Origin of the sequence: Nemorincola caseinilytica, assembly GCF_039540515.1 — a bacterium.
GTDB lineage: Bacteria > Bacteroidota > Bacteroidia > Chitinophagales > Chitinophagaceae > Nemorincola > Nemorincola caseinilytica.
The window spans coordinates 1,038-1,516 of record NZ_BAABFA010000024.1 but is presented as its reverse complement, the minus strand read 5'-3'; the positions used below and the strand labels follow the sequence as shown (position 1 = coordinate 1,516).

The window sequence follows — 479 nt, the reverse complement described above, 5'->3', positions numbered from 1 at the left end:
CAAGGCCTGTGCTGCTGATACCGGCTATAGATGATGCCCCCGATGACCAGGTACCATTATTGGGGCTGCTGCTCAGCTGGCTCGTGCCGTTAGGACAGGCCGACAGGGTGCCGCCAATGTTATCAGGTGTCTCGTTCACCGTAAGTGCGCGGCTGCGGCTGCAGCCTGTAGGCAGTGTATAGATGATGCTGGTAACACCTGCAGCGCCGCCGGTAACAAGACCGGTGTTCCCGTCCACTGTGGCTATCGAGCCATCGGCAGTGGTCCATGTTCCGCCTGCGGTCGAGTTGTTCAGGTCCGTCGTCAGGCCTTCGCACACCGTATTCGTACCGGTGATGGAAGCAGGGAGCGGGTTCACCACTACCGCCTGCGTGCGCAGGCAGCCCGTGGGAAGCGCATAGGTTATCGTTGCATTGCCCACTATGCCGCCGGTCACATTGCCCGAGGCGTTCACAGAGGCCACCGATGACATGCTGCTG

At 60.8% G+C, this 479-nt stretch carries 1 protein-coding gene; it reads right to left on the bottom strand.

Annotated features, from left to right (window positions below):
• A partial coding sequence (locus tag ABD843_RS14795) for an Ig-like domain-containing protein (RefSeq protein WP_345084782.1) occupies window positions 1–479 on the bottom strand: 479 nt, incomplete at both ends.